Origin of the sequence: Paracraurococcus ruber (assembly GCF_004353985.1) — a bacterium.
GTDB classification, from domain to species: Bacteria; Pseudomonadota; Alphaproteobacteria; order Acetobacterales; family Acetobacteraceae; genus Paracraurococcus; species Paracraurococcus ruber.
On record NZ_SMOA01000010.1, the window covers coordinates 1 to 24381 of the forward strand.

Here is a 24381-nt window from a genome sequence, read left to right on the forward strand (position 1 = left end):
CGGGCGGCGCCGGGCCGTCCGCCAGCGGCGGCCCCGGCGGGGGCGCGCCGGGCAGCGGCCAGCCTGCCATCGGCAGTTCGGGCAGTGGCCAGTCCAGCCCGGCGGGGATGCGCACAGGGCAGGCGAGTTCGGCCGCCGCGGTGGCCATGTGGCTTTCGGCGAGGAGCAGCAGGCGCAGCCGGGCGGGCCGCCAGGCCAGCCTCCAGGCCTCCGCCGCCAGGGCGGCCGCGGGCGGCTCGGCCATCGGCATCTGGGCGGCGAGGGCGCGGATGGCGGCGCCGAGCGCCGTCACAGCGCCCGGCGCCAGGCCCCGGGGGGCAGGCCGGCATGCCGCCGGAAGATGGTGGAGAAATGCGCCTGGTCGGCGAAGCCGCAGGCCTGCGCCACTTCCGACAGCGGCAAATCCCCATCCGCCAGCAGCGCCTTGGCGCGCTCGACCCGCCGCGCGGTGACGAAGGCGCGCGGGGTCCGGCCGGTGGCGGCCTTGAAGGCCCGGCTGAAATGCCAGGGCGAGAGGCCGACCACCGCCGCGAGGTCGCCGATCCCGAACGCCTCCGCCAGATGCGCGTCCACATAGGCCCGCACCCGGTCGATCCGGCCGCGCGACAGGGCCGGCCCGCGCGGGGCCGGGGCGAGGTCCGGCCGGGCATGCCGCGCCAGGGTCGCCACCACCGCCAGCAGGATGCCGTCGCCGAACAGCCGGCCCTGCGGCGTGCCGAGCGAAGGCTCGCGCCACAGCGCATCCAGCAGGGCGGTCAATTGGCCGCAACGGAACGGCCCGGCATGCAGCCGGCGGAAATCCGGCGCCGTCCCGGCCAGACCGGGCAGGCCGCCGCCGGCCAGGATGCCCGCCACCAGCCCGGCCGGCAGGGAGAGGAAGCTCTTGCGGTGCGGCGTATCGGCGGCGGCGAAGGTGGTGGCGTCGGGCGGCTTCAGCGCCAGGTCGCCCGGCCGGAAAGCCGTCTCCCACCGCCCGGCGCCCAGGTCGAGGCGCATGCGCCCGCCGCCGGCCTCGTTGATGGCCAGGGTGTAGTCGGGTGTCGGCGGGTCGGGGAACTCGCCGGCCGGCTGGGCGAACCGCACCAGCGCCGCGCCGCCGGACCCGGCGAGGGCGATGGCGCTGGCATAGGCCGCATAGGCGCCGTGCCCATAGACCTCGGCCAGGCTGCGATAGGTGTCCGCTTGCGGCTGCACCGCCCCTGACCTCGATGTCGCTTGACCCGGTTGCCGGCAGGATCGCCGGTCCTGGCGCGAACGGCAACCGTGGCGTGTGCTGGCTGCCACGGCATGGCAGAAACCGAAAAAACCGGCGCAAGCCGATCCAGGACGCACCGTCCCGGCCGCCGCAAGCTGCGCCGCGGCGGAGGGGCCGGATGCGGATCGGGGCGGGAATGACGGCCGGGATCCTGGCGGCGTCGGTGGGCCTAATCCTGGCCTGGCCTGTGCCGGAGGCGGCCGCCGGGGCGGGCGGGCAGGGCAGGACCCCGGACGGGCGGGGGCCGGGGAGCACCGCCGGACCGCGCGTCGCCACCCATGGCTGCCCGAGCGGGCCGGCCGCCTGTCCGCGTGCGCCAAGCCGGGCTGCGGCGGCATCGCTTGGCCGGGCGAAGGGCGCTGTCGCGGTGGCGGCGAGGCCTGGTGCCGCGCCGGCCGGAACCCTTGGGGGCGCCCCCCAGGCCGGCGCCGTCAGGCTGGATCCCGGCACCTGTCGCTTTCCGGCGCGCCTGGAGCCCGCGCAGGCCGGCCGGGCCGTCGCAGCTGCGCCATGCTGCCGGTGAGGCGACCGGCCCGCCTGGGCTGGGACTCGCCCGACCTTGCCCTGGCGTCCGAACCCGGGCGCTGGGAACGGTTGATGGCCCAGGCCCAGGCCGGCGACCGCGCCGCCTATGCCACGCTGCTGACCGAGTTGCTGCCGGTGCTGCGCGGCCTGGCCGGCACCACCGAGGCGGCCGAGCGGGAAGCGCGGGTGCAGGCCATGCTGCGGGTGATCCATGCGCTGCGGCATGTCTACGACCCGGCGCGCCCGCTGCTGCCCTGGGTGGCCGGCATCGGCCGGCGCTGCGCGATGGAGCGGCCGGGGGGCCTGGCGGCGCGGTTCCGCCGGCGCGGATAGGGCGGATCGCGGAGGGGGCGTGCCCGGCCTGACGCCGGGAGCCGCCCTTCGGGCGAAGGGGTGGAGCGGCTTGCCTGTCCGGCGACGGCGCGGGCCGCGCCAGGACGGTTCGCGCCTCCAACCCCAGATGCGGGCCGCTCCGGGCCGTGGTGGGGCGGGGATGCGCGCGGCCCGGCCCGCATGTCGCTCCGCGATCCGCTCCCGGTCCCGGCCTGACGCCCCGTCCTCGCGGCTGCGGCCATGGCGCCCGGCAGGTCGCGGTTGCCCTCGGCCATGCCAGCGACTACCTGACCGTGGGTCCGGCCCCTCGCCTGGGGCCGCCCGCCATTGCAAGACCCGATCGGATTGATGACCGACCCAGCCGAGACGCCGCCGGACACCGCGCCGGCGGAGCAGACCAAGACGGACCAGGCCGGCGCCACGCCGGCCCAGGACCCCACCCCGGAGGAGCGCATCGCCGCGCTGGAGGCCGAGGTGACGCAGTTCCGCGACCGCTGGCTGCGGGCGGAGGCGGAGATGCAGAACCTCCGCAGCCGCACCCAGCGGGAGGTCACCGACGCGCGGCAATACGCCATCCAGAAATTCGCCGGCGACGTGGTGGAGGCGGCGCAGAACCTGCGCCGCGGGCTGGAGGCGCTGCCGGCCAAGCAGGATGGCGAGCCTGAGCTGCTGACCAAGCTGCGCGACGGCTTCGAGGGCGTGGAGCGCAGCTTCGTCGGCATCCTGGAACGCCATGGCATCGCCCGGCAGGATGCGCAGGGGAAGCCCTTCGACCCCGAGCTGCACCAGGCGATGGCCGAGCAGCCGGCGCCGGCGGGCGTGGCACCGGGCACGGTGCTGCAGGCCTGGACTCCGGCCTGGACGCTGAATGGCCGGCTGCTGAAGCCGGCCATGGTGGTTGTGGCCGCTGGCGGGACCACTACCGCCTAAAAATTCATCACATGCGGGGCGGACCCTTGTTCCGCCCCCACCCCGCCAATACATCGGTCGCGTGGCCGCCGCGATGGCGGCCAGGATCCCATCCGAACCCGTAGGACCCCGGCAAGGGGTTCAGTTCAGGGGAAGGGCGCGGTGCCACTCAGGGGGCCCGGGCCGGACGCGCAGGCGGCCGGCATCGGCGCCGCCGGGCCGCCCCCGACCGCCGCAGAGGAGCAAGCACCGGATGAGCAAGGTTATCGGCATCGACCTCGGCACCACCAACTCCTGCGTCGCCATCATGGAAGGCAAGGACGTCAGGGTGGTCGAGAACGCCGAGGGCGCGCGCACCACGCCTTCGATGGTCGCCTTCGCCAAGAACGGGGAAAGGCTGGTGGGCCAGAGCGCCAAGCGCCAGGCCGTCACCAACCCCTCCAACACCCTCTATGCCGTGAAGCGCCTGATCGGCCGCCGCTTCGACGACCCGATGGTCAAGAAGGACATCGGCCTCGTCCCCTACCAGATCACCCGCGCCGACAACGGCGATGCCTGGGTGCAGGTGGACGGCCAGAAATACGCGCCGCAGCAGATCAGCGCCAACGTCCTGACCAAGATGAAGGAGACGGCCGAGGCCTATCTGGGCGAGAAGGTGACGCAGGCCGTCATCACCGTCCCCGCCTACTTCAACGACGCCCAGCGGCAGTCGACCAAGGAAGCCGGCGCCATCGCCGGCCTCGAGGTGCTGCGCATCATCAACGAGCCGACGGCGGCCGCGCTCGCCTACGGCATGGACCAGAAGAAGGGCGGCACCATCGCGGTCTACGACCTCGGCGGCGGCACCTTCGACATCTCTGTGCTCGAGATCGGCGACGGCGTCTTCGAGGTGAAGTCGACCAATGGCGACACCTTCCTGGGCGGCGAGGATTTCGATGCCCGCGTCATCGACTACTTGGCCGACGAGTTCCGCAAGGAGCAGGGGATCGACCTGCGCGGCGACAAGCTGGCCCTGCAGCGCCTGAAGGAAGCCGCCGAGAAGGCGAAGATTGAGCTGTCCAGCTCCAAGCAGACCGAGATCAACCTGCCCTTCATCACCGCCGACGCCTCCGGGCCGAAGCACCTGGTGATGACGCTGACGCGGGCGAAGCTCGAGAGCCTGGTGGACGACCTGATCGCCAAGACGCTCGAGCCCTGCAAGATGGCGCTCAAGGATGCCGGCCTGTCCGCCGGCGAGATCGACGAGGTGATCCTGGTCGGCGGCATGACCCGCATGCCGAAGGTCATCGACACGGTGAAGTCCTTCTTCGGCAAGGAGCCGGCCCGCAACGTCAACCCGGACGAGGTCGTGGCCATCGGCGCCGCCATCCAGGGCGGCGTCCTCAAGGGCGAGGTGAAGGACGTCCTGCTGCTCGACGTCACGCCGCTGTCGCTCGGCATCGAGACGCTGGGCGGCGTCTTCACCCGGCTGATCGATCGCAACACCACCATCCCGACCAAGAAGTCGCAGACCTTCTCCACCGCCGACGACAACCAGACCGCGGTCACCATCAAGGTGTTCCAGGGTGAGCGGGAGATGGCGGCGGACAACAAGCTGCTGGGCAATTTCGACCTTCAGGGCATCCCGCCCGCGCCGCGCGGCGTGCCGCAGATCGAGGTGACCTTCGACATCGACGCCAACGGCATCGTGTCGGTGTCGGCGAAGGACAAGGCGACGGGCAAGGAGCAGCAGATCCGCATCCAGGCCCGCTCCGGCCTGTCGGATTCCGACATCGAGCGGATGGTCAAGGACGCCGAGGCCAATGCCGAGGCGGACCGCAAGCGCCGCGAGACGGTCGAGGCCCGCAACCAGCTCGAGGCGCTGATCCACAGCACCGACAAGACGCTGAAGGAGAATGGCGAGAAGGTCGGCGCGGCGGAGAAGTCCGAGGTCGAGGCGGCCCTGACCGAGGCACGCGGCGCGCTCGAGGGCTCCGACCCCGACACCATCCGCGGCGCGGGGGAGAAGCTGTCCCAGGCCGCGATGAAGATGGGCGAGGCGCTCTACAAGGCGCAGGCGGCGAGCGAGCAGGCGGCGGGTGCTGCGGGCGCGGGCGCCGCCGGCGGCGCCGGCCCGCAGCCGGGCGGCGAGAAGGTGGTCGACGCCGACTTCGAGGAAGTGGACCCCAACAAGAAGAAGCCCGGCTGACGCCGCGCGGGGCGGGCAGGACTCCGGGGCGTGCCGCCGCGGCTGACCTCTCCGCCCCCAGGGACGCTCCGGTTGGGACAGGGCGCCCGGTGATCGCCCCCTGGCCCGGGATGGGCCGGGGCGGCGGGGCCGGGCGCCGTGTCGTCCGCGGCCCGGCGTTCCCCGGCACCGCCCCGGATCCGTCCGGGGCCTGGCTTCCGTCGCATCCCCCGCGGCCGCAGGCGCAGGCCTGGCCCGGGGGCGTTCCGTTGGGATGGACCGCCGCCGGCCCGGGGCAGCATTTGCACGGGCCTTGGCTGGCGGGTCCGTGATACAGGGCTCGGCCATGGCGAAGCGGGATTACTACGAGGTCCTGGGAGTCTCGCGCGAGGCGACCGAGGACGACCTGAAGAAGGCCTATCGCAAGCAGGCGATGAAGTACCACCCTGACCGCAACCAGGGTGACAAGGAAGCCGAGGCCAAGTTCAAGGAGCTGAACGAGGCCTATGACGTCCTGAAGGACGGCGAGAAGCGCGCCGCCTATGACCGCTTCGGCCATGCCGCCTTCGAGCAGGGCGGCGGCGGCCCGGGCGGCAACCCCTTCGGCGCCGGCGGCAATCCCTTCGGCGCGGGCTTCGAGGACATCTTCGAGGAGATGTTCGGTCGCTTCGGCGGCGGCCAGGGGCGCGGCGGCCGGCGCCAGGCCAGCGGCCGCGGCGCCGACCTGCGCACCATGATCGAGATCGGGCTGGAGGAAGCCTATCACGGCACCAAGAAGACGGTGCGCGTGCCGTCCTCGGTCGCCTGCGAGGCCTGTTCCGGCACCGGGGCGGAAGGCGGCAGCGCGTCCGCCACCACCTGCGCCACCTGCCAGGGCGCGGGCAAGGTGCGGGCGCAGCAGGGCTTCTTCCTGATCGAGCGGACCTGCCCCACCTGCGGCGGCCAGGGCCGCGTCATCAAGAACCCCTGCAAGGTCTGCCAGGGCGCCGGCCGGGTGCAGCGCGACCGAACGCTGAACGTTTCCATCCCGGCCGGCGTCGAGGACGGCACCCGCATCCGCCTGGCCGGGGAGGGGGAGGCGGGGCTCCGGAGCGCGCCGGCCGGCGACCTCTATGTCGACGTCACCATCCGCCCGCACCCGATCTTCCAGCGGGACGGGGCGAACATCTTCGTGAGAGTGCCGCTGCGCATGACGCAGGCTGCCCTGGGCGGGGCCGTGGAGGTGCCGAGCATCGATGGCGGCCGGGCGCGGGTGACCATCCCGGCCGGCACCCAGGCGGGCGACCAGTTCCGGCTGCGCGGCAAGGGCTTCTCCGTCCTGCGCAGCACGGTGCGCGGCGACATGTTCGTGCAGGTTTCGGTCGAGACGCCGCAGAACCTGACCGCGAAGCAGCGCGAGCTGCTGGAGCAGTTCGAGACCGAGGGCGCCAGCGCCGGCAAGACCAGCCCGGAGGCCGAGGGCTTCTTCGCCAAGGTGAAGGAATTCTGGGACGGGCTGGGGCGTTGAGCTTGGCGGCCCTCGGCGGCTGACGCGCCCGGGGTTCCGCAACCCCGGGCTGGTTGCCCCGACGGCGACCGGACAGGAAAGGCTCAATCCACCAGGGCGGACGACTGCGCCAGGCGCTCGGCCCGCCAGCCCGTGCTGTCGGCCATGAGCCCGAGGCGAGTGAGGTGCTCCGGACCGCCGTATCGCTGGCTGGCGGGGCCGAACAGCGTCAGGTCCGGATCGCGCGTCAGCGCGCGCAGATACTCGCGGTATTCGATCGACCCGGCATAATGCGCATTGCGCGCGACGGCATCCATCGCGCGCTCGTGGAAGTCCTGCAGGAACTTGAAATGCAGCAGCACGCCGGTGGGCTGCTGCGCGGCGCGCCGCAGGGCGGTGGTGGCGTGCGCCGACAGGAAGCGCACGCCCGCGCGCCAGCGCAGCAGCGGCACCTTGGTCAGGTTGGGCGGAAAGGGCGGGGCGAGGCGGCCGAACCACGCCGCATCCCGCAGGACGGCTAGGCGGAAGCCAAGGTTGTAGAGCTTCTCATGCAGGAAGCGAAGCGGCCGGTCGGGCTGCGTGTGCGGGAAGAAGATGCGCTGGCGTATGCCGCCATATTCCGCGACATGCGGGAAGTCCGGGATCGCTTCCCGCCGCAGCCGCGGGGGTTCGAACCAGGGCGCGGCCTGCAGCAGATCCTGCCCCGCGCGGTAGGCCACGCTGTGCAGCGGCTCCCGCGGGAAGAGGTCGAGCATGAACGCCTGCAGGCATTCGGATCCGACCCGATCGAGATGCGCGCACAGCGCCGGCAGGGACCCGGCGGCGTCGGCGCCGGGAAACACCAGCAGCTCGTCGGCATCGAACATCAGCGCCCAATGGTCGCGGGCGAAGCGGTCCAGCACGGCGTTGATCCAGGCAATGCCGAAGCCTGAGTCGGCATAGCGGCCGGAGGCCGCCACCACATGCACGCGCGGGACGCCGGCGGCGATGGCGCGCGTGCCATCGGTCGAGCCGTTGTCGAGCAGCAGGATCGGCCCGATGCCGAGCTGCCGGTAGTGCCGCAGCGCGGCGCCAAGCCGCAATTCCTCGTTCCGCGCGACGACGACGCCGACCACCTCGCCCGGCTGCACCCTGGGCGGCGGGCCGATGAGCGTCAGGCCATCTGGCAGCCGGCACAGCGGATCGGACGGCACGCGCGAGAACCCCTCAAGGTCACGGCCGCAAGCCTTATGCGCGGCGACGCGGCCTGTCTCCTCACACTCCCCTGCGGCACCGTTCCGTGTTCCGGTCACAAGGCCGCGCGGGTATTCGGTGCAGCGGCGCGCCAGGCGCGCGGCGCCCCTACAACGGCGCCAAGCTGCGGCGGCGAAGGAACGGCGCCGCGGCTCATGCATCGGAGACGTCGCCGCCTTGCGCATCCGCCTTCCCGGACCGCACGCCCCCGCCTGGGTGATTGCCGAAAGCCTCGGCGCCGCGCTGTTCTCCTTCGTCTCCATGCTGGCGATCGGCCGCGTCATCGGGCCGCAGGATGCCGGCACGGGGACGGTGGCGATCGCCGCCTTCCTGCTGCTCGACGTCTTCGGCGCCACGCTCTTCTCCGATGCGGTGGTGCAGCTGCCCGGCCTGCGGCGGCGGCATGGCGAGAGCGCGGCGACCGCCTCGGCACTGGCCGGCTGCGTGCTCGGGCTCCTCCTCGCCGGCGCCGGGCCCGTCCTGGCGGCGGGCTCCGGCGCGCCGCAGGTCGCCTGGCTGGCGCTGGCCCTTGCCCCGCTGATGCCGCTCTCGGCCGTCTGCGGCACGGCGGCGGGGCTGCTGCTGCGACGGCAGCGGTATCGCATCCTCGCGCTCCGCCTCCTGCTCGGCCAGCCGCTCGCCCTCGGCACCGGGCTGCTGCTCGGCCTGGCGGGCTGCGGGCCCTGGGCGATGATCGGCGCGCAGGCGGTGGCGACGCTGGTCACCTTCATCCTGCTGGCGACCGGCGGCGGGGTGCCGCTGCGGCCGCGCCTGCACCGCGGCGCCCTGCGCGAGTTATGGCCGGTCGCCGGGCCGCAGGTGGCCGGCGTGGCGCTGCTGGCGGGGCGCTATCGCATCTTCCTGCTGCTGCTCGGCCTCATGGTCCCGCAGGCCGTGCTGGCGCTGTCGCATTTCGCCTTCCGCCTGCTCGATGCCGCGTCCTCCGTCGTGTGGCATGCGACCGGGCGCCTGGCCTTGCCGCGGCTCTGCGCCGCCCAAGCGGATCGCGCCGCCCTGGCCGAGATCTATGGGGAGATCGCCCAGCTGCAGGCGGTGATCGGCCTGCCGCTCGCCCTCGGCCTGGCCCTGGTCGGGCCGGATCTCACGCATGTCCTGCTCGGGCCCGCCTGGGCGGGCACCGGGGACGCCGTGCGGGTCGCCAGCATGGCGGCGATTGCCGGCTTCCTCTATGGCGACCAAGTCAGCCTGTTCGTCGCCCTCGGCCGCACCCGGGTCAATTTCTGGATCGCCTGCGCCATGCTGCTGCTGCCGGTCGCGGCGCTGCTGCTGCTGCGGCCGCAGACACCCGTGGGCGCCGCCCTGGCCTGGTCCGTGCCGGGCGTGCTGCTGGCGCCCGTGATCGGCTGGACCGTGCTGCATCACCTGCAGCGCGGCCCCGGCTGGCTGCTGCGGCGCATCGCCCCGGCCCTGCTGGCCAGCCTTGCCATGGCGCTGATCGTCGCCGTCGTGCAGGCGGCGCTCACCGCCCCGCTGCTTCGCCTGGCCGGCGCTGTCCTGGCCGGCGGCGCCGGCTATGCCGTGGTGCTGTGGCTCGCGCTCGGCCGCCGGCTGCCGGCGGCGCTGGTGCAGGTCCGGCTGCCGCGGCCGGCCTGACGGCGGGTCACAGGCCGCGGCCCAGCGCCATGCGGACGAAGCCGCGCGCATAGGCCAGGCGCCAGCGCAGCCCGAGGAAGCGGGTGCTCGCCAGCGGCACGACGCCCATCGGGCGCAGCAGGATGGCGAGCAGGAGCCGCCGCGGCATGGTGCGCCAGACAAGCCGGTCGCGGCCGAGCAGCCGGTGGGTCATCACGCTGGACCCGGCCTGCCAGTAGAGCCTCTGCAGCAGCCAGGCCGGCGACAGGCGCTGCGCCTGGATGCAGTGGTAAACCGCGATGCGCGAGTCGTAGTAGACCGAGCGGCCGCGGTCCTGCAGCCGCCAGGCCAGATGCACCTCCTCGTCCGACAGCAGCAGGCCGGCATGCCGGCCCAGGCGCTCCTCGAAGCCGTCGACCGCGAGAAGGGCCTCGCGCTCGACGATGAAGTTGACGCCATAGGGCTCCAGGTGGCGCGGCACCGCGGGCGTGCGGTATTCGCCGCGGCCCTGCCATTCCTCGATCGACAGCACGCCGCGCAGGCTGGCCGGCCACCAGCCGGGCAGCGGGGCCTCCCACACCGGCAGGATGCGGCCGCTCAGCACGGCGGGGCGCCGGTGGCCTTCGCCGACCGCCTGCTGGATCCGCTCGATCCAGTCCGGGGCCGCCAGCGCGTCGTCGTCGATATACGCGATGTAGTCGCCGCGCGCCGCGGCGGCGCCGGCATTGCGCGCGTGGCTCAGCCCCGGCCGGTCCACGCGCACCAGCACGGCCCGCGACAGGCCGCGCACCAGGCGCCGGATCTCGGCAGCCGCCTCGGCCGGCGAGTTGCTGTCGACCACCACCACCTCGAAGGATTCGGAGTCCACCGTCTGCCAGCGGAGGCTGTCGAGGCAGTTGCGCAGGTAGTCCGGCCGCCCGTGGGTGCAGATGCACACGGTCACCATGGCGGTGCGACGGCCGGCGCTTGCCGGGGTGGTGATCGAGGTCGGTGTCACGCGCTGCTCCGGCATCGGCGCGTCGATGCGGCCTGCGGATGGCGCAGCGACGGTCCTGCCTGCTTGCTCGCCCGCCTCGCCGTGCGACGACAGTAACAAGCGGGTGTCATACGCGCACGTGCGGCATTGTCCTGCATCGCACAGCAAGGATATCGGCCTGTACAACTGTTAATCTTGCCGAAATCCGACAACTCGCGAGCGGGCGTGTGTTCTTTTCTGGCATGAGTCCAATGAAAGCCAGGGCGTGTCGCAGCCGGCGGTACGAGGTCTGGACGATCGGCTTCACGCTTGGCGGAGATGCTCGGTCGGCATTCTGCTTCAGCCGCTTGTTATTGGTCGGGCATGGTCCCCGTCGTGCCAAGACTGCGCACCGCAATCGCAGGGGGCACCGCCTTGGACAAGGACATCGTCAGGCAAGTGGTCGGTTCGCTGAACGACTTGTCCGCCCGCGCGGCGACGCTGCGCGACGACAGCAATCTCTACGATGCGGGCCTTTCATCCTTCGGTGCGGCCGAGCTGATGATCGAGCTGGAAGCCGCCTTCGGGATCGAATTCCCGCGCCGCATGCTGTCGCGCGACACCTTCGGCAGCATCGACGCCATCGCTGCGGCCATCGCCGAGCTGCGGGCCGCCGCGCCGGCGGATGCCGCCATGGGCGCCGGGCGATGAGCGCGGCCGTCACGCTTCGGCCGCAGGATTTCCGCGCCGAGCTGCTGGCCCGCGGCCTGCTGATCCCGACCGGGGTGGACGGCCTCTATGGCCGCAGCGAGACCTTCGAAGGCCTCGTCGCCGCCGTGGACGCGCTGATCGGCCGGCTGGCCGCCGGGGACGGCGCCGAGATCATGCGCTTCCCGCCGGTGATGACGCGCCAGGGCTTCGAGGCGAGCGGCTATTTCCGCAACTTCCCGCAGCTCAGCGCGACCATCCACTGCTTCTGCGGCGACGACCGCGAGCACCGGCGCGTGCTGTCCTGCACGGCGGAGGAGGGCGGCTGGACCGCGGCGCAGGCGCCCACCGACATCGTCATGACGCCGGCCTCCTGCTACCCGGTCTATCCGGTGGTCGCGGCGCGCGGCCGCCTGCCGGAGGATGGCTGGCTGGTCGATTCCTCCTCCTACTGCTTCCGGCGCGAACCGTCGGTCGACCCGGCGCGGATGCAGATGTTCCGCCAGCGGGAGCAAGTTTGCTTCGGGTCCCCCGAGGGCATCCGCGCCTTCCAGGCCCGCTGGATGCAGCGCGCCATGGACATGTTCGCCAGCCTGGGCCTGCCGGCGGCCACCGACCTCGCCAACGATCCCTTCTTCGGCCGGCCTGGCGAGCTGATGGCGACCGGCCAGCGCAGCCAGCGGCTGAAGTTCGAGATCCTCGTGCCCGTCTCCGACCCCGGGCGGCCGAGCGCCTGCGGCAGCTTCAACTACCATGTGCAGCATTTCGCCCAGGCCTACGGCATCCAGGACGCGGCGGGGGAGGTGGCGCATACCGGCTGCGCCGGCTTCGGGCTGGAACGCATCGCGCTCGCCCTGCTGCGGCACCACGGCTTCGTCCCCGCGGACTGGTCGGCGGCCCTGCGCCGCGTCCTCTGGCCCTGACGCCGGGCATGATTCCGGTCACCATCGGGGCGTGCCGCGGCTGGTTCCACCCGCCGCGCGGCACGCCGCTCGACCGCGGCGTGGTGCTCTGCGCGCCCTTCGGGCAGGAAGCGCTGGCCACCCATCGCGGTTGGCGCGCCCTGGCCGAGGCGCTGGCCGCGGCCGGCCTGGCGGCGCTGCGCTTCGACTATCCGGGCGCCGGCGATTCCGCCGGGGATGACGGGCAGCCCTGCCTGGACGCCTGGACGGACGCGACCCTGGCCGCCGCCGCCTGGCTGCAACGGGAAGCCGGCCTGGCGCAGGTCATGCTCTGCGGCCTCCGGCTCGGCGCCCTGCTCGCCGCCACGGCGGCGGGCCGGCAGCCGGGGCTGGTGCATGGGCTGATGCTCCTCGCCCCGCCGGCCTCCGGCCGGGTGCATGCCCGCGAACTGGCCATGGCCGCGGGCAGCGCGGCGGATGGCGCGGCCATCGGCTTCGACGGCATCGAGGTGGCCGGCTTCCGGCTGCACGAGGCCGATTGCGCCCGCCTCGCCACGGTCGACCTGGGCGAGGCGGCGGCCGCGGCCCAGGCGCAGCGGCTGTTGCTCGCCACGCCCTTCCGGGCGGCCGGGCGGGCGGACCAGGCGGCGGCGCGGCTCGGCGCCCGGCACCTGGAATTCGACCACATGCCCTTCCAGGGATGCGATGGCTTCCTGCGCCCGGCGCATGAAAGCGTGACGCCGCTGGCGGATTTCCGGGCCATGGCCCGCTGGGCCGCCTGCGGCGCGCCCCCCTGCGCGCGCGCGGTGCAGCCGGCGGCCGCGGCACGGCTCGCCCTGCCCGGCACCGGCGAGGAGACCGCCCTGCGGTTCGGACCCGGGGGCGCGCTGGCCGGCATCCTCTGCGAGCCGGGCTGGCGACGGCCGGACGCCCCCGCGCTGCTGATCCTGAATGCCGGCGCCAACCCGCATGCCGGCAATGGCCGCTTCGCGGTCCGCCTGGCGCGCCATGCCGCGGCACTGGGCATCGCATCCTTGCGGATGGATGCGCACGGCATCGGCGACAGCGACGGCGAGGATGCCGCCGCCGCGCCGCTGGAGGCCGCGCTGTTCGGCGATGCCGCCATCGCCGATGTCGCCGCCGCGCTCGACGCGCTGGAGGCGCGCGGCCATGCGCGCTGCATCGCCGTGGGCATCTGCTCGGGCGCGCACAACGCGTTCCAGGCGGCGCTGCGGGATGCGCGCATCGCCGGCCTCGCCCTGGCCAACCTGCCGGCCTTCGATCGCGCCGCCGGCGGCGCGCCGGCGCTGGATGGCGGGCCGCCGCCGGGCGAACACCCGCTGCTGCGCCGGCCGCGGATGCTGCTGCGGCGGCTGGTCGCCGAATTCGACCGGCTTGCGGCGGATCGGCTGGGCCGGGCCGGCGGCCCGGACCGCGCCCGGTCCTGGCTGCGCCGGCTGCAGCGGCGCGGCGTCACCCTGCTGCTGGCCTACAGCCGCGACGACCGGTCGCTGCGCGAGCTGCGGGCGCATTTCGGCCGGCATGGCCGAACCCTGCCGCGGGCCGCGCCGATGCGCTGCGTCATCCTCTCCGGCACCGAGCATTCGCTGACCCCGCGTGCGATGCAGGACGAGTTCATCGGCCATCTGGACGCGCAGCTTCGCCAGCATCACGGCCTGGACGCCCCGCCGCGCGACCGGGCGGAGGCGCGGCGTCCCCAGCCCGTAGCCCGCGAGATCGAGGACACCGCCGCATGACGACGCTTCAGACACCCTTCGACCAGGCGGCGTCCCAGGCCGCCCCGGCCCGTGTCAGCCGCGGGGCGGAGCTGCCGCTGACGATCGAGGTGGCGCGCGTGCTGCTGGTGATCGGCCTGGTGTTCCTGCACTACTTCGCCTACCCGAACAGCCGCACCTCGCCCTTCCTGGGCTACGACCCGGTGCACCACCCGTTCGCCACCTTCGTCAACAGCTTCGTCCTGCTGTTCTTCTTCAGCGCGGTGCCGCTGCTGAGCGCCATTTCCGGCTGGCTCTTCTTCAACCTCTCCGCCCGGCCGATGGCGACCATCGGCCGCCGCATCCGCGGCCGAGTCAGCTCCCTGCTGCTGCCCCTGGTCACCTGGAACCTGCTGACCCTGCTGGCGGGCTACCTTCTGTACCTGGCCGTGCCGACCAGCGGCCTGCGCGGCGAATTCGGCTTCGATTTCGCGGCGGCCGACGCCTTCGGCGTGCTGGATGCGGTGCTGGGGCTGACCCGCCTGCCGATCGCCTTCCAATTCTGGTTCGTGCACGACCTCTTCCTGACGGTGCTGGTCAGCCCGCTGCTCTGGCTACTGCTGCGGCACGCACCCTTGCTCGGCGCCGTCGGGCTCTGCGCCGCCTGGCTGGCCGAGGCGACCTTCGGCATCTTCATCCGCACCGACGTGCTGTTCTTCTTCTATCTCGGCGGCCTGGCGCGGGTGCGCGGCACCGACCTGCGGATCGCCTGGCGGACGGCGCGCTGGCTCCTGCTCGGCTACGCGCTGCTGATGGCGGCGCGGGCGCTGGCGCCGGCCTGGTTCGACCTGACGGATCCGCAGCAGCGGGAGATGCTGGACCTGGCCACGCGGCTCGCCCGGCCGCTCGGCGTGGTGGCCTGCTGGGGCGCCTGCCTGCGCCTGGCGGAAACGCCGCTCGGTGAGGCGGTCGGCCGCTATGGCGGCTTCGCCTTCTTCCTGCACGCGGCGCATTTCCCGACCATCGCCTTCGCCAAATTCGCCCTCTGGCGGCTGGTGCCGGTCGAGACCGATGGCTGGATGATCGCGCATTACGTGGCGAGCGTGGCCCTGACCATCGGCATCGTCGGCGCCGGCGCCGTCCTGGTCTTCCGCCTCTCGCCCACGCTCTATGCCTTCCTCGCCGGCGGGCGGCGCCTCGCATGATCGGCGCCGCCGCCTCCGCGCCCCGGGATGCCGCGCCGGCCTGGCCGCAGGCGGGCGACCCGGTGGATGCCACGCCCCGGCCGCGGCCGGGGCGACAGGTGCTGGCGGGCCGCAGCGTCACGCTCGAACCGTTGCGGGCCGAGCATGCGGCAGCGCTCTGGCAGCCTGCCAGCGACGCGCCGGACAGCTGGGCCTGGCTGCCCCATGGGCCCTTCGCGCGGCAGGCGGCCTTCGCCGGCCTCGTCCGGTTGATGGCGGCCAGCGAGGACGAGATCGTCTGGGCGGTGCGGCCGCATGACCGGCAGGGCGTCGCCGGGGCGCCCGCCGGCTGGATCGCGCTGCTCGACATCCGGCCGGGGGATGCGGCCATCGAGCTCGGCAATGTCTGGTTCCCGCCTGGCCTGGCCCGCACGCGGGCGGCGACCGAGGCGATGTTCCTGCTGCTCCGGCAGGCCTTCGACCTGGGCTATCTGCGGGTCGGCTGGAAATGCAACGCGCTCAACCTGGCGTCGCGGCGCGCGGCGGAGCGGCTCGGCTTCCGCCTGGAAGGCATCCTGCGGGCCCACATGATCATCCGCGGCCACCGGCGCGACACTGCCTATTTCGGGCTGCTCGCATCGGAATGGCCGCTGCGGCGGGCGGCGATCGCAACCTGGCTCGAGGACGGCAATTTCGATCCGGCCGGACAGGCCATCGCCAGGCTGCAGCGCTGAGGCGTCGCAGCGGCCCGGGTCCGGTCGCTGGCCGGTGCGGCGAAACCGCCACCGGCCGGCCGAGGCACCAGGGCGTCGCGCGGGCGACGCTTCGGCCGGGCGGCGCCGGTCGTCGCCCGGGGACGCGCCCCGGCCCGGTCGCGCGGCCAGCGGTCATCGGGGGCAGGGCGAGGTCCGTGGCGTAAAGCCCGGGCGCCAGGGTCGCCGCCGGCCGGGATGCCGGCAAGGCACGAAACCGCGGCGGTCGCGCCCCGGATGCGGGACGGGCGTGGCCCGCATCCTGGGCTCATCGTGCCCCCGCACCCGCCCTTGCCGGCCGATCGGCGGTGGGGAGGCCCGGCTTCGCCACGGTGCCGGCCCGTGCTGCCGGGCCGGGACGCGGCCCCGACGGCGAGCGTGGACGGTTTTCCCTGACCATGACCTTGCAACCTCCCAGGTTGGACGGCCAACCGGCCCATGGTCGTCGGGGCGGCAATCCCGTGGCTGAGTTCTCCGTCCCCGGAATGATTGGAAAAATGGTTAATTTCTCATTTTCAAGATTGCGTCTTGTAATCCAGGAAATTAAACGGGCGTTAAGGCCGAGCGCTGGCAGGGGCGCCTAACCGCCAAAGCCGACGCGACGAGCCGATCGACAAAGTCGGGAAGTGCAATTCATGTCCAATGTCCGCTTCGAACTCGTCCAGAACAGCCTGACGGTCCGCGCGACCTCCTACACCGATATCGACGGCGACAACCTGCTCGACGCCAATGAGCGTGGCTCCGCCAGGTTCGACGATTTCCGCGCCGGCCAGAACGGCGACATTGATCAGGGCTGGACGAGCCTGGTGCGCTTCGGCGTGGTAAATAGCTGCGACGCCGGGACCGGCCGCTGGGCCACCTATACCGACCGCTTCTTCGTCGACCAGGGCGAGGGCATCGGCGTGCGCGACGGCCAGGACGAGGCGCGCAATTCGGCCGACCGCAAGCGGCTCGACAGCGATGAGCGGATGTTCGTCGGGCTCGGCGCGCAGGACGACCTGATCCGCGAAGGCAAGCTGGTGCTGGACCGCGTCGCCTCGCTCGACGGCAGCACGGCCAAGGTCACGCTGCACGCCTACGACACCAACGCGGAGGGGGAGCAGGTCATCGTCGCGTCCAAGACCTTCGACCTTGGCCTCGTGAATGGCCGGGTCGTGCTGGACTTCACCGCCGCCGATTTCGGCTGGAAGGTCTTCGACGGCATCCAGATCCAGGCTGGCGACAACGACACGCGCTTCACCTTCCGCTCGGTGGATTTCGATTCGGATGCGCTGGATGGCGATTCCCTCGGCGGCATCGCGGCCGGCGCCGTGGATGTCGTGCGCAGCGGGCTGACCTTCACCGTCAAGGCCATGGACGGCAACAGGGTGATCGCATCGGAGACGCTGCGCGCGTCCCAGAACGGCACGCTGCCGGATGGCAACATCGTCAGCATCTCGGCGGTGGACAGCCCGGATGGGCGCTTCGATGGTCGCCTCGACCGCTTCACGAGCACGGCGGACCGGACCTGGGCCGATTTTGGCGAGGGCCTGGGCATCATGGATGGTGCCGACGACCGCGCGAACTCCATGCTGCGCAAGCGCATCGACGGCGATGAGACGCTGCTGATGTCGCTGGACAAGGGCTTGGCCACCAAGGGCTCCGTCAGCTTCAGCCGCATCGAGAACACCGGCGCCGGCGACGACGTGCTGATCCGCCTGCTCAAGGACGGGAAAGAGGTCTTCGCCGACGGCTACGACCTCGACGGCGCGGACAAGACCCCGGATTTCGGCGGCGTCATCTTCGACACCATCGAGATCTCGGCGATCGGCGGGACGGCCATGGCCTTCAACGGCGCGTCTTTCGCCGACCTGCTCTGACCGGCGGCGCGCAACGGCGCGGGGGAGCGATCCCCCGCCCTTTCGCCGTCGCGCGCATCGGCCCCGACGGCCAGGATCGCCGCCGAGAACAGCCCGCCCTGCGCGTGCGGTGAGACGCGCCAGACCGGCGTGACCGGGTGCCGCACCGCAGGCTGCATCTCGCCGGCGTCGCCCGGAAATCGGCGTCGCAGGCACCCAGTCGCCCACCAGCGGAGAGACCCGTGGCGGCACAGGCCATCGCCGCGGGCGCAAGGACGCGCCCGGCGCATGCCTCACCGCCTTGCCTGCACGCCCGCCAGCCCGGCACGCGTCGCCAGCACGGCCTGGAACAGCAGGAAGCCGATCGGCCCGACCAGGAAGGTCGCCGCCAGGATGGGCGCCTGCAACATGCGATGCAGCGCGATCGCGTCGGCGCGATGCGCGATCCACAGCCCGACCAGCAGATCGAAGGCCAGGTAGTGGACCCAGCCCGCCAGCGCCACGCCGGGCGAGGCGAACAGCGCCTGCACCTCGGCCAGCGAGGAGAAGCCGTCCTCCGCACGGAAGAAGACGGCGATCAGCACCGCGTAGAGCAGCGACAGCGTCGTTGCCACGCCCCAGCGGATGCCGAGCAGTACCCAGGGATGGCGCGGCAGCAGGATCAGCGCCGCCCAGCCCAGCATCGCAGCCAGGTTCGCGGCGCGGAACGCCTCATCGAAGGGCATCGGTCGTTCCCATCCCCCTGCGCCCTTGCGCCACCAGGGTGGCGGCGACCCTGGGATCCTGCGCCCTGCGCCGACCAAAAGGGTCAGCGTGTCGATAGGCCGGCCCGACCGGGCCGTCAGACCCCGAACTCGATCCTCTCCTTCCTGTACATCTCCTTCACCAGCCGCAGGATCAGGTCGATCTCCGGCGAGGGATCGCCCCGCCGCGTGCTCATGATGATGGGGGAGACCGCGTCGGGCTCATCGAGCGGCCGGTACACGACGTTGTCGCGCCGCAGCCTCTCGACCGAGCCGGGGACGATGCAGATCCCGGTCTCCGCCGCGACGAGGCCGAGTGCCGTCTGCAGCTCCCGCACCTCCTGCACCGCGGCCGGCGTCACGTCGCGGTCGCGGAACAGCGCCAGCACCTGGTCGGCGAAGCTCGGCCGCGGCAGCCGCGGATAGACCACCAGCGTGTCGCCGGCGAGCTCTGCGAGCCCGAGGGCGCCGGTGCGCGAGGAGAGCGGATGCGTCAGCGGCAGCGCGACGCAGAGCTTCTCGTTGCGCAGCAGCGTGCGCTCGATGGCCGCGTCGTTGAAGGAGATGCGGCCGAAGCCGACATCGATGCGCCCCTCCTTCAGCGCCGCCAGCTGTTCGATCGTCGTCATCTCCTGCAGGCTCAGCTCGACGTCCGGGCGCACCGCACGGTAGCGGCGGATCACTTCCGGCAGGTAGCCGTAGAGCGTGGAGGCGACGAAGCCGACGCCGAGACGCTGGCGCTCCGCCTCACGCAGGCGCGCCACCATGGCGCGCATCTCCTCCATGCGGTCGAGCACCTGCACCGCCTGCTCGAACAGCAGCTTGCCGGCATCGGTCAGCGACAGCGGCCGGCTGGCGCGGTCGAACAGCGGCAGGCCGCACTCCTCCTCCAGCTGCTGGATGGCGCGGCTGAGCGGCGGCTGGGCGATGCGCAGCGTCTCCGCCGCGCGGGTGAAGTTCCGCTCGCGCGCCACGGCGACGAAGTAGCGCAGCTGCCGCGAGTCCAGGTCGATACCTCCCGGGTATGGTTGCCACCTATTTAGTCTTGGATCGCAAGCGAAGAAAGATGCGACCAGGGGCCATCGGAGGAAACAGATGGTCCCCAACCCAGCGCGCGACGCAACAGGACGAACGCCGTCGGCCCCGGGCCAGGCCGGTTGAGGCGGCCGCCATGTATCTCTGCTTCTGCAACGGCCTGAGCGACCGGCAACTCGACCAGGCGATCCGCGGCGGCGCCCGCCGCCCGGCCGAGGTCTACGCCGCCTGCGGCTGCCGCGCGCAATGCGGCCGCTGCGCCGGGACCGTCCTCGCCCTCATCCGCGGCGCCAGCGCCGCCCAGCAAGATCCCGAAGCCTGAGGAACGCCACCATGCTCGAGACCGTCCAGACCACGATCGAAACCGCGCTGGAGGACGACGCCGCGAAGGGCGTCTTCCGCGTCGCCCGCGACATCTTCACCGATCCCGCGCTCTTCGAGCTGGAGATGAAGCATATCTTCGAAGGCAACTGGATCTACCTGGCGCACGAAAGCCAGGTGCCGAATGCCAACGACTACTTCACCAGCTGGATGGGGCGGCAGCCCATCGTCATCGCCCGCAACCGCCAGGGCGAGCTGAACGCCTTCATCAATGCCTGCAGCCACCGTGGCGCCATGCTGTGCCGCCACAAGCGCGGCAACAAATCCACCTATACCTGTCCCTTCCATGGCTGGACCTTCGCCAACAGCGGCAAGCTGCTGAAGGTGAAGGACCCGGAGGGCGCCGGCTACCCGGACCAGTTCAACAAGGCCGGCAGCCACGACCTGACGAAGGTCGCCCGGTTCGAGAGCTATCGCGGCTTCCTGTTCGGCAGCCTGAACCCGGACGTCGCCCCGCTGCGCGAGCATCTGGGCGAGGCGGCGAAGATCATCGACATGATCGTGGACCAGTCGCCGGAGGGGCTGGAGGTGCTGCGCGGCTCCTCGACCTATGTCTATGACGGCAACTGGAAGCTGCAGACCGAGAATGGCGCGGACGGGTACCACGTCACCGCCGTGCACTGGAACTACGCCGCCACGACCAGCCGCCGCAAGGAAGCCCAGCGCGAGGACACCACCCGGGCGATGAGCGCCGGCGGCTGGGCCAAGCAGGGCGGCGGCTTCTACAGCTTCGAGAATGGCCACCTGCTGCTCTGGACCAACTGGGCGAACCCGGAGGACCGGCCGAACTGGGACCGGCGCGCGGAGCTGGCGGCGCAGTTCGGCCAGCCGACCGCCGACTGGATGGTGGGGCGCAGCCGCAACCTCTGCCTTTATCCGAATGTCTACCTGATGGACCAGTTCTCCTCGCAGATCCGCACCTACCGGCCGATCTCCGTGGATAAGACCGAGGTCACCATCTACTGCATCGCGCCGAAAGGCGAGGCCCCGGAGGCGCGGGCACGCCGCATCCGCCAGTACGAGGATTTCTTCAATGCCTCCGGGATGGCGACGCCGGACGACCTCGAGGAATTCCGCGCCTGCCAGTTCTCCATGGCCGCCGGCGCCGCGCGCTGGAACGACCTCTCGCGCGGGGCGAAGCACTGGATCGACGGACCGGATGCGGCCGCCGATGCGATCGGCCTGAAGCCGCTGATGAGCGGCGTGAAGACCGAGGACGAGGGCCTCTTCGTCGTCCAGCACAAATACTGGCAGGAGGCGATGCAGTGCGCGCTGGCCGCCGAGGCCAAGGCCCGGGTCTGAGGAGGAACGCAGCATGTCCACCACCATCGAAGCGCCCGTGCACAGCGGCTTCACCCGCCAGGACGCCGAGGCCTTCCTCTACCGCGAGGCCCGCGCGCTGGACGACAAGGACTGGGACGCCTGGCTGGCGCTCTATGCCGAGGATGCCGAGTTCTGGATGCCGGCCTGGGACGACGACGACCGGCTGACGGAGGATCCGCAGACCGAGATCTCGCTGATCTGGTACGGCAACCGCGGCGGGCTGGAGGACCGCGTCTTCCGTATCCGCACGGAGCGCAGCAGCGCGACGTCGCTGCCGGAACCGCGCACCAGCCACGCCATCTCGAATGTCGAGATCCTGGAACAGGCAGCCGGCCTGGTGAGGCTGCGCTGCAACTGGGTAACCCTCAGCTACCGCTATCGGACGACCGACACCTATTTCGGCACCAGCTTCTACACGCTGGACACCACCGGCGGGCAGCCGCTGATCCGGGCGAAGAAGGTGGTGCTGAAGAACGACTACATCCACCACGTCGTCGACATCTACCACGTCTGAGCGGGAGGAGACGCACATGTCGCATCGCATCGCGCTCAGCTTCGAGGATGGCGTCACGCGCTTCGTCGAGGCGCGGCAGGGCGAGACCATTGCCGATGCCGCCTACCGCGCCGGCATCAACGTCCCGCTGGACTGCCGCGACGGCGCCTGCGGCACCTGCAAGTGCCGCGTGGAAGCCGGCCGCTACGACGGTGGCGACTACATCGAGGATGCGTTGACCGAGGCGGAGGCCGCCGAGGGCTTCGCCCTGGCCTGCCAGGCACGTCCGCGGACCGACCTGGTGGTCGCCATCCCGACCACCTCGGCAGCCTGCAAGACCAAGCCGCAGGACTTCGCGGTGGCGCTGCGCGGCGTGGAGCGGCTGTCCGATACCAGCATGGCCTTCTCGCTGGAGGCGCCGGCCGGCCTCCATTTCCTGCCTGGCCAGTATGTCTCCCTGCGCGTGCCCGGCACCGACCAGCGCCGCGCCTATTCCTTCAGCTCCGGCCCGGGGGCGGAGGCGCTGTCCTTCCTGGTGCGCGACATCCCGCAGGGCCTGATGAGCGGTTGGCTGCGGGAGCAGGCCAGGCCTGGCGCCGCGATGGAGTTCTCCGGCCCCTCCGGCAGCTTCTACCTGCGCACCGTGACGCGGCCGCTGCTGTTCCTGGCCGGCGGCACTGGCCTCGCGCCCTTCCTGTCCATGCTCGGCAGGCTCGCGGCGGAAGGCTGCGACCAGCCGATCCACCTGGTCTACGGCGTGACCAACGATGCCGACCTCGTCGCGGTCGAGGCGCTGGAGGACTACGCGGCGCGGCTCGACAGCTTCAGCTTCAGCACGGTGGTGGCGAACGAGGCCAGCGGGCACCCGCGCAAGGGCTATGTCACGGCGCATATCGCGCCCGAGCACCTGCATGGCGGGGAGGTCGACGTCTATCTCTGCGGCCCGCCGCCGATGGTGGACGCCGTGCGTGGCTGGCTGCAGGCGCAGGGCGTGACCCCGGCCAGCTTCCACTACGAGAAATTCTCGCCGAGCGGCCCGGCCGACGGCGCGAAGCTGGCGGCGTGAGGCGGCGATGAATACCTTCCAGGGCCGGTTCGCCGGCAAGACCGCCCTCGTCACCGGCGCCGCCCAGGGCATCGGGCGGGAGGTGGCATTGCGCCTGGCCCGCGAGGGCGCGCGGGTCGCCCTCGTGGACCGCGCGCCACTGGTGGAGGAGGTCCGGTTCGAGGCCGGCGCCGAGGCGATCGCGGTGCAGGCCGACCTCGAGACCTTCGCCGGGGCCCAGGCTGCGGTGGCGACGGCGCAGGGCGCCTTCGGCCGCATCGACATCCTGGTGAACAATGTCGGCGGCACGATCTGGGCCAGGCCCTATGCCGAATATGCACCGGATCAGGTGGAAGCGGAGATCCGCCGCTCGCTCTACCCCACGCTCTGGTGCTGCCGCGCGGTGCTGCCGGCGATGCTCGCCGCTGGCGGGGGCGTCATCGTCAACGTCTCCTCGGTCGCCACGCGCGGGCTGAACCGCTTGCCCTATGCGGCGGCGAAGGGCGGGGTGAACGCGATCACCGCCTGTCTCGCCTGGGAATATGCCGAGTACGGCATCCGCGTCTGCGGCACGGCGCCGGGCGGGACGGAGGCGCCGCCGCGCCGCATCCCGCGCAACGCCGCGCCGCCGAGTGCGGGGGAACAGGGCTGGTGGCAGCAGGTGGTCGATCAGACCACCGCCTCCAGCCTGCTGAAGCGCTACGGCACCATCGCGGAGCAGGCGGCGGCGATCCTGTTCCTGGCCTCGGACGAGGCCGCCTACATCACCGGGGTCACCCTGCCCGTCGCGGGCGGCGATCTCGGGTGAGCAACCGCAACGCCTGAAGGAGGAACGCGTGATGACTGACAGCCTGATGGAGACCAAGGACGTCAAGGACCTGCTGATGAAGGTCAGCGGCCTCGGCGACGGCAGCGGCGATCTCCGCCTGAAGCGGATCGTCCACCGTGTGGTGTCCGATCTTTTCCGCACCATCGAGGAATTCGACATCCAGCCGGACGAGTTCTGGACCGCGATGAGCTATCTGACCCGCCTCGGCCAGGCGAACGAGGTCGGGTTGCTGGTGCCGGGGCTCGGCCTCGAGACCTTCCTCGACATGCGCCTCGACCAGGCGGAGCGGATGGCCGGGATCGAAGGCGGCACGCCGCGCACGATCGAGGGCCCGCTCTGGCTGGCCGGGGCACCGCTCTCGACGGGCGAGGCGCGGCTGGACGACGGCACCGAGGAAGGCGAGGTGCTGTTCATGCAGGGCCAGGTGCGTGACGTGGATGGCAGGCCGGTCGCCGGCGCCGTCATCGATGTCTGGCACGCCAATGCCAAGGGCGGCTATTCGGGCTTCGACCCGTCGCAGTCGAAGTACAACCTGCGCCGCCGGATCGAGACGGATGCCGAGGGCCGCTACCGCTTCCGTTCCATCCTGCCGAACGGCTATGCCTGCCCGCCGGACGGCGTGACCCAGCAGCTGCTGGACGCGCTCGGCCGCCACGGCCACCGGCCCGCGCATATCCATTTCTTCGTCGTCGCCGCCGGCTTCCGCAAGCTGACGACGCAGATCAACATCGACGGCGACGAATACCTGCACGACGACTTCGCCTTCGCCACCCGCGACGGGCTGATCCCCGAGGTGAGGCGCGTGACGGATGCGGCGGCGATCCACGCCCGGGGCCTGAACGCGCCCTATGCCGAGATCGACTTCGACTTCGTCCTGCATGCCGAGACCGCGGCCGCGCCGACCACGCTGGTGAACCGCGAGCACGCGCCGGCCTGACGCCAGGCCACTCCCACCCACGCTGCCCCGCCCCGGCGGG

General features: G+C 72.0%; 23 protein-coding genes. 17 read left to right on the forward strand and 6 right to left on the reverse strand.

Features of this window, described 5'->3' with window-relative positions; translation table 11 throughout:
- On the reverse strand, positions 1 to 292 hold a 292-nt coding region (locus E2C05_RS04090; protein WP_205082710.1), incomplete at its 3' end, for a hypothetical protein.
- Positions 289 to 1194 (reverse strand): AraC family transcriptional regulator, encoded by a 906-nt coding sequence (locus tag E2C05_RS04095; protein ID WP_133218332.1) that lies wholly within the window; start codon positions 1192 to 1194, stop codon positions 289 to 291. The genes E2C05_RS04095 and E2C05_RS04090, both read right to left, overlap by 4 nt.
- Positions 1195 to 1852: 658 nt before the next feature.
- Here E2C05_RS04095 and E2C05_RS04100 point away from each other — a divergent pair.
- The 4 genes from E2C05_RS04100 (at position 1853) to dnaJ (ending at position 6696) form a co-directional block, all read left to right on the forward strand.
- Positions 1853 to 2113, forward strand: a complete 261-nt coding sequence (locus E2C05_RS04100; protein ID WP_158291939.1) for a hypothetical protein — start codon at positions 1853 to 1855, stop codon at positions 2111 to 2113.
- A gap of 348 nt (positions 2114 to 2461) precedes the next feature.
- Complete coding sequence (locus E2C05_RS04105) at positions 2462 to 3043, forward strand: nucleotide exchange factor GrpE (protein WP_133218334.1); 582 nt, start codon at positions 2462 to 2464, stop codon at positions 3041 to 3043.
- Positions 3044 to 3275: 232 nt separating this feature from the next.
- Positions 3276 to 5210 carry a molecular chaperone DnaK gene (gene dnaK, locus E2C05_RS04110; RefSeq protein ID WP_133218335.1) on the forward strand — a complete coding sequence of 645 codons (1935 nt, stop codon included), beginning with the start codon at positions 3276 to 3278 and terminating at the stop codon, positions 5208 to 5210.
- Between the two features lie 325 nt (positions 5211 to 5535).
- Positions 5536 to 6696, forward strand: coding sequence for a molecular chaperone DnaJ (dnaJ, locus tag E2C05_RS04115; RefSeq protein WP_133218336.1), 1161 nt, complete (start codon positions 5536 to 5538; stop codon positions 6694 to 6696).
- Between the two features lie 83 nt (positions 6697 to 6779).
- Here the strand turns inward: dnaJ and E2C05_RS04120 are convergent, their stop codons facing one another.
- On the reverse strand, positions 6780 to 7868 hold the full coding sequence (locus tag E2C05_RS04120) for a glycosyltransferase family 2 protein (RefSeq protein WP_158291940.1): 1089 nt from the start codon (positions 7866 to 7868) through the stop codon (positions 6780 to 6782).
- Positions 7869 to 8085: 217 nt separating this feature from the next.
- Here E2C05_RS04120 and E2C05_RS04125 point away from each other — a divergent pair, with 217 nt between their 5' ends.
- Entirely contained in the window at positions 8086 to 9522 is a 1437-nt protein-coding gene (locus E2C05_RS04125; RefSeq protein ID WP_158291941.1) for an oligosaccharide flippase family protein, read from the forward strand.
- A 7-nt stretch (positions 9523 to 9529) separates the two neighbouring features.
- Here E2C05_RS04125 and E2C05_RS04130 read toward each other — a convergent pair whose 3' ends face one another.
- On the reverse strand, positions 9530 to 10513 hold the full coding sequence (locus tag E2C05_RS04130; RefSeq protein WP_133218339.1) for a glycosyltransferase family 2 protein: 984 nt from the start codon (positions 10511 to 10513) through the stop codon (positions 9530 to 9532).
- A 327-nt stretch (positions 10514 to 10840) separates the two neighbouring features.
- Between E2C05_RS04130 and E2C05_RS04135 the strand changes: the two genes are divergently transcribed.
- From E2C05_RS04135 to E2C05_RS04160, 6 genes are all read left to right on the forward strand, one after another.
- Positions 10841 to 11167, forward strand: a complete 327-nt coding sequence (locus E2C05_RS04135; protein WP_133218340.1) for an acyl carrier protein — start codon at positions 10841 to 10843, stop codon at positions 11165 to 11167.
- Positions 11164 to 12087, forward strand: a complete 924-nt coding sequence (locus tag E2C05_RS04140; RefSeq protein ID WP_133218341.1) for an amino acid--[acyl-carrier-protein] ligase — start codon at positions 11164 to 11166, stop codon at positions 12085 to 12087. Before E2C05_RS04135 ends, E2C05_RS04140 begins: the two co-directional genes overlap by 4 nt.
- Before the next feature lie 8 nt (positions 12088 to 12095).
- Positions 12096 to 13823 (forward strand): alpha/beta fold hydrolase, encoded by a 1728-nt coding sequence (locus E2C05_RS04145; RefSeq protein ID WP_133218342.1) that lies wholly within the window; start codon positions 12096 to 12098, stop codon positions 13821 to 13823.
- The gene (locus tag E2C05_RS04150) at positions 13820 to 14986 is read left to right on the forward strand and encodes an acyltransferase family protein (RefSeq protein WP_133218343.1); all 1167 of its coding nucleotides are present in this window, start codon (positions 13820 to 13822) and stop codon (positions 14984 to 14986) included. Before E2C05_RS04145 ends, E2C05_RS04150 begins: the two co-directional genes overlap by 4 nt.
- Positions 14983 to 15699 carry a GNAT family N-acetyltransferase gene (locus E2C05_RS04155; protein ID WP_133218344.1) on the forward strand — a complete coding sequence of 239 codons (717 nt, stop codon included), beginning with the start codon at positions 14983 to 14985 and terminating at the stop codon, positions 15697 to 15699. The genes E2C05_RS04150 and E2C05_RS04155 overlap by 4 nt, the downstream gene beginning before the upstream one ends.
- 653 nt (positions 15700 to 16352) lie before the next feature.
- Complete coding sequence (locus E2C05_RS04160) at positions 16353 to 17576, forward strand: hypothetical protein (RefSeq protein WP_133218345.1); 1224 nt, start codon at positions 16353 to 16355, stop codon at positions 17574 to 17576.
- A gap of 272 nt (positions 17577 to 17848) precedes the next feature.
- Here the strand turns inward: E2C05_RS04160 and E2C05_RS04165 are convergent, their stop codons facing one another.
- Positions 17849 to 18280, reverse strand: coding sequence for an ABA4-like family protein (locus E2C05_RS04165; protein WP_133218346.1), 432 nt, complete (start codon positions 18278 to 18280; stop codon positions 17849 to 17851).
- A gap of 116 nt (positions 18281 to 18396) precedes the next feature.
- Positions 18397 to 19404, reverse strand: a complete 1008-nt coding sequence (locus tag E2C05_RS04170; RefSeq protein ID WP_456306472.1) for a LysR family transcriptional regulator — start codon at positions 19402 to 19404, stop codon at positions 18397 to 18399.
- Between the two features lie 65 nt (positions 19405 to 19469).
- On the opposite strand from E2C05_RS04170, the gene E2C05_RS04175 reads away from it, so the two are divergent.
- The 6 genes from E2C05_RS04175 to catA are packed head-to-tail and all read left to right on the forward strand — an operon-like array spanning position 19470 to position 24341.
- Entirely contained in the window at positions 19470 to 19655 is a 186-nt protein-coding gene (locus E2C05_RS04175; RefSeq protein WP_133218347.1) for a (2Fe-2S)-binding protein, read from the forward strand.
- An 11-nt stretch (positions 19656 to 19666) separates the two neighbouring features.
- Entirely contained in the window at positions 19667 to 21016 is a 1350-nt protein-coding gene (gene benA, locus E2C05_RS04180) for a benzoate 1,2-dioxygenase large subunit (RefSeq protein ID WP_133218348.1), read from the forward strand.
- Positions 21017 to 21029: 13 nt separating this feature from the next.
- A complete protein-coding gene (benB, locus tag E2C05_RS04185) occupies positions 21030 to 21551 on the forward strand; it encodes a benzoate 1,2-dioxygenase small subunit (RefSeq protein WP_133218349.1) in 522 nt (173 codons plus the stop codon).
- A gap of 16 nt (positions 21552 to 21567) precedes the next feature.
- Positions 21568 to 22596, forward strand: a complete 1029-nt coding sequence (benC, locus tag E2C05_RS04190) for a benzoate 1,2-dioxygenase electron transfer component BenC (RefSeq protein ID WP_133218350.1) — start codon at positions 21568 to 21570, stop codon at positions 22594 to 22596.
- A 7-nt stretch (positions 22597 to 22603) separates the two neighbouring features.
- Positions 22604 to 23383, forward strand: a complete 780-nt coding sequence (locus E2C05_RS04195; RefSeq protein ID WP_133218351.1) for a 1,6-dihydroxycyclohexa-2,4-diene-1-carboxylate dehydrogenase — start codon at positions 22604 to 22606, stop codon at positions 23381 to 23383.
- A 31-nt stretch (positions 23384 to 23414) separates the two neighbouring features.
- Complete coding sequence (catA, locus tag E2C05_RS04200) at positions 23415 to 24341, forward strand: catechol 1,2-dioxygenase (RefSeq protein WP_240046559.1); 927 nt, start codon at positions 23415 to 23417, stop codon at positions 24339 to 24341.
- The last annotated feature ends 40 nt before the right edge of the window (positions 24342 to 24381 follow it).